General features: G+C 48.8%; 5 protein-coding genes. 2 read left to right on the plus strand and 3 right to left on the minus strand.

Annotation, left to right across the window (positions count from 1 at the left end; all coding sequences use genetic code 11):
* Window positions 1-504: YaaA family protein (locus ACTHUE_RS12390; protein ID WP_440423595.1), on the minus strand; the 504-nt coding region annotated here is incomplete at its 3' end.
* A 170-nt stretch (window positions 505-674) separates the two neighbouring features.
* On the opposite strand from ACTHUE_RS12390, the gene ACTHUE_RS12395 reads away from it, so the two are divergent.
* Together ACTHUE_RS12395 and ACTHUE_RS12400 are read left to right on the plus strand one after the other, a co-directional pair.
* Window positions 675-1,064, plus strand: coding sequence for a RidA family protein (locus ACTHUE_RS12395; RefSeq protein ID WP_440403683.1), 390 nt, complete (start codon window positions 675-677; stop codon window positions 1,062-1,064).
* A gap of 70 nt (window positions 1,065-1,134) precedes the next feature.
* Complete coding sequence (locus tag ACTHUE_RS12400) at window positions 1,135-1,965, plus strand: symmetrical bis(5'-nucleosyl)-tetraphosphatase (protein ID WP_070873857.1); 831 nt, start codon at window positions 1,135-1,137, stop codon at window positions 1,963-1,965.
* 54 nt (window positions 1,966-2,019) lie between these two features.
* Here ACTHUE_RS12400 and ACTHUE_RS12405 read toward each other — a convergent pair whose 3' ends face one another.
* Together ACTHUE_RS12405 and ACTHUE_RS12410 are read right to left on the minus strand one after the other, a co-directional pair.
* Complete coding sequence (locus ACTHUE_RS12405) at window positions 2,020-3,393, minus strand: FAD-binding oxidoreductase (RefSeq protein WP_285070424.1); 1,374 nt, start codon at window positions 3,391-3,393, stop codon at window positions 2,020-2,022.
* A 95-nt stretch (window positions 3,394-3,488) separates the two neighbouring features.
* Window positions 3,489-3,755 carry a hypothetical protein gene (locus tag ACTHUE_RS12410; protein WP_285070423.1) on the minus strand — a complete coding sequence of 89 codons (267 nt, stop codon included), beginning with the start codon at window positions 3,753-3,755 and terminating at the stop codon, window positions 3,489-3,491.
* Window positions 3,756-3,948 lie beyond the last annotated feature (193 nt).

The raw sequence follows: 3,948 nt of genomic DNA on the forward strand, positions 1-3,948 counted from the left end.
GATTAAAACGTCGCTGCCGGCCTGCTTCAGCGTTTGGTTGAGCAGGTCGGTAATTTTATCGCCCCAAAATTCGTAGAGGTTTTTACCGCGCGAGTTGGCAAAGGCTGTGCCCATTTCCAAGCGGTAGGGCTGCATCAAGTCGAGCGGGCGCAGTACGCCGTATAGGCCGGAGAGCAGGCGGACGTGTTGTTGCAGGTAGTCGATTTGTTTCGGTTTGAGCGTATCGGCGGCGATGCCTTCGTAGACGTCGCCGTTGAACATAAATACGGCTTGTTTGGCGTTTTCAGGCGTAAACGGCGTGTGCCATACGGCATTGCGTTCGGCATTGAGCAGGGCGATTTTGTCGGAAACATGCATCAGCTCGGCGATTTGTTGGGGGGCAAGCTGGCGCAACTCCTGCATCAGGATTTCCGCTTCGGGCAGAAGGTCGGGCTGGGTAAAGCTGCTGACGGGGGAGGGGTCTTTTTCGTTGAGGTTTTTGGCTGGGGATAAGACAAAAAACATAATAATTTCGGCTTTGAAATGAATAATATGTGGGATTGTAGGTTTAAAATCGGGGAAGAACAAGACGGGCTAAACGCATTAATTGAATGCTTTTATTGAAACGTATTTCTGTTGAAAGTAAAATTCGAAGCTTCCACCTGTTTCTGACATTTCTATTTGAGGAGAATATCATGTCTAAAACCATTATCCATACCGACAAAGCCCCTGCCGCGATTGGTGCATACAGCCAAGCAGTCCGTGCAGGCGATACGGTTTATATGAGCGGTCAGATTCCTTTGGATCCAGCTACGATGACCGTGGTCGGCGATGGCGACTTCCGCGCCGAAGCAGTGCAAGTATTTAAAAACCTGCAAGCCGTAGCCGAAGCAGCAGGCGGTTCTTTGAACGATATCGTCAAACTCAATGCTTATTTGACCGATTTGGCCAACTTTGCCGTGTTCAATGAAGTGATGGCTGAATTTATCAAACAACCTTTCCCTGCACGTGCGGCGGTTGGCGTGGCCAGCCTGCCTAAAGGCGTTCAGGTTGAAGCAGAAGCAGTATTGGTTTTAAATGCATAATTGATGTTTTCAGACGGCCTAGGCTGGGCTTGAGGCCGTCTGAAAATAATAACAACGGAAAACAATAATAATGGCACATTACGCAATCGGAGACATTCAAGGCTGTTTTGACGAGCTGACTTTGTTGCTTGCCAAAATCGGCTTTAATCATGGTACGGACACCCTTTGGCTGGTCGGCGATATTGTCAATCGCGGCCCGAAGTCCTTGGAAACCCTGAAATTTGCCAAAGAGCATGACAGCAGCGTGCAAATGGTTTTGGGCAATCATGATTTGCATCTTTTGGCCGTCGGTTGCGGTGAAGGAACGCTCAAGCGCAGCGATACGGTTGAGCCGATTTTGTCCCATCCCGAGAGTCAATCCTTATTGGACTGGCTGCGTCATCAACCGCTTTTGGTGCGCGGTAACAGGCATGTGATGGTGCATGCCGGTATTTTGCCACAATGGTCGGTTGATAAAGCCGAAAGCCTTGCCCGTGAAGCCGAGGATGAATTGCAAGGTAAAAAGTACAGGAAATTTTTTGGCAAAATGTACGGCAACAAGCCGACTGCGTGGACGGATGATTTGACCGGCTACGAGCGCCTACGGATGATTGTTAATGTCTTTACCCGTATGCGTGCGCTGACGTACAAAGGCGAATTGGATTACGAATATAAATCCACTTTGAAGAAAATGCCGCTTTACCTGCGCCCTTGGTTTAAAGCACCTGATAGGCAGAATTTGGATTATATTACCGTGTTCGGGCATTGGTCGTCGTTGGGCTACGTTAATACAGACCAAGTAATTGCTTTGGATACCGGCGCGTTGTGGGGCGGAGAGCTGACAGCGGTCAATTTGGATACCAATGAAGTAATACAGGTACCGTCTTTGGGCGGATTGGACTGGAAAACGGCATTGAAATAGTTTGGATAAGATAAAAGGCCGTCTGAAATGTTTCAGACAGCCTTTTCGTATTGGTTAATCCAAAGAAGGCAGGAGTTTGTCCGGATTCATAATGCCATAAGGGTCAAGCTGATTTTTGATGGAATGCATCAGAACAAGTTCGGCCTGCGTACGCACACGGGGCAGCCAATGTTTTTTGATGATGCCTACGCCGTGTTCTGCGGCAATCGTACCATGGCAGGCAAGAATGTTTTCATAAACAATGGTATTGACGGCGTCTTCGTATTGGTAGGCTTCGTTGCTCAATACGTTGGGCAGGAATGTATTGTAATGCAGGCTGCCGTCGCCTAAATGTCCGAAGCAGACAATCTGTATGCCGGGAAAGCGGGTTTCCAAGGCAGGGGCGCATTGGCGGACAAAGGTGGCCACTTGGGCGATAGGGACGGCGATATCGTGTTTAATACTGGTGCCGAGTTTGCGTTGGGAAGCGGAAATATTTTCACGCAAGGTCCATAAGTCGGAGCGCTCTTGCTCGGATTGCGCCAAAATGCTGTTTTCCCATCCGTTTTGATAGAGAAATTCGGCAAGCTTTTCATCCAGTCCGGCATCGGGAACAGAGTCTGCAAGTTCAATCAAAATATGCCATTCCGCATCAGCAGGCTTTTTGAGTTGGCTGAATTCCGAAGATAAATCGAGAGCAAAGCGGCTGATCAGCTCGAAGCTGGTCAAGTGCTCGGCAAAATGGCCTTGCACCGCAGTCAAAAGTGAGACGGCGGATTCAATATCGTCTAAACCTACCCATGCGGTCGCTTTGGTTTTGGGCAGGGCAAAGAGTTTGAGTGTGGCGGCGGTAATGATGCCCAATGTTCCTTCGCTGCCGATAAAAAGATGGCGCAAGTCGTAGCCGGTCGTGTTTTTGTGCAGGGGCTGAAGGTGGGAAACCAGTTCGCCGTTTGGTAAAACGACTTCCAAACCCAATACCAAATCACGCATGCTGCCATAACGCAAGACATTCAAACCGCCGGCATTACAGGCGATATTGCCGCCGATTTGGCAAGAGCCTTCGCTGGCCAGGCTGAGCGGAAACAGTCGTCCGACTTCGGCTGCCGCCTTTTGAGCATTTTGCAAAATCACGCCTGCTTCAACCGTCATGCTGTTGTCGGCAAGGTTGATATCGCGGATACGGTTGAGCTTGGAGAGATTGAGCAGTACGCCTTCGCTGGTTACCGTTGCGCCGCATAATCCGGTATTGCCGCCTTGCGGGGTTACGCGGATGCGGTTTTCAAAACAGAAACGCATGATTTTCTGCACACTTTCGACAGAGTTCGGCTGTAAGACAATATCCGGCGAAGAAACAAAACGACGGCGTTGGTCGTTTAACAAGGCCGGAGTGGCTTCGATGATTTCAGAGGCGGAAAGAAACTCAGCAAAACGGTCGTGAAGGTGCATGGCAGTCAGGCGGAAAAGTTGGGAAGTGGAGTGTGAAGAATGTAAAAAAGCAGGATACGCAATGGTATCCTGCCTTTCTTATATTCAAAAGAATATTATTTAGCAGCTTCAGAAGCGGCAGACGCAGCGGCTTCAGCAGCAGAAGCAGCAGCTTCAGTAGCAGAAGCAGCGGCTTCAGAAGCAGATGCAGCAGCTTCAGTAGCAGCAGCTTCGGTAGCTTCAGCAGCAGATGCAGCAGCTTCAGTAGCAGAAGCAGCGGCTTCAGAAGCAGCAGAAGCAGCAGTTTCAGCAGCTTTATCAGCACCGCCACAAGCGGCCAAAGCTAAAGACAACAAAGCAGCAGCGAACAGAGATTTTTTCATTTTTGAGGACCTTTTTTAAATCGATTTAAACTAAAAATAGCCGTCAAACGGCTTGTACAGTAGAAATTCATTGCTGAATTTTTCGTTATTATGCCCCACGGGATTGGTCAATGCAACGTTGCTTAACCGTTTGCATACTAAAATCAATACAAAATTAGCGAAAATAATGTAAATCAGGGGAGTAGGTAAAAAA

This window comes from Neisseria sp. P0021.S005, assembly GCF_051956955.1.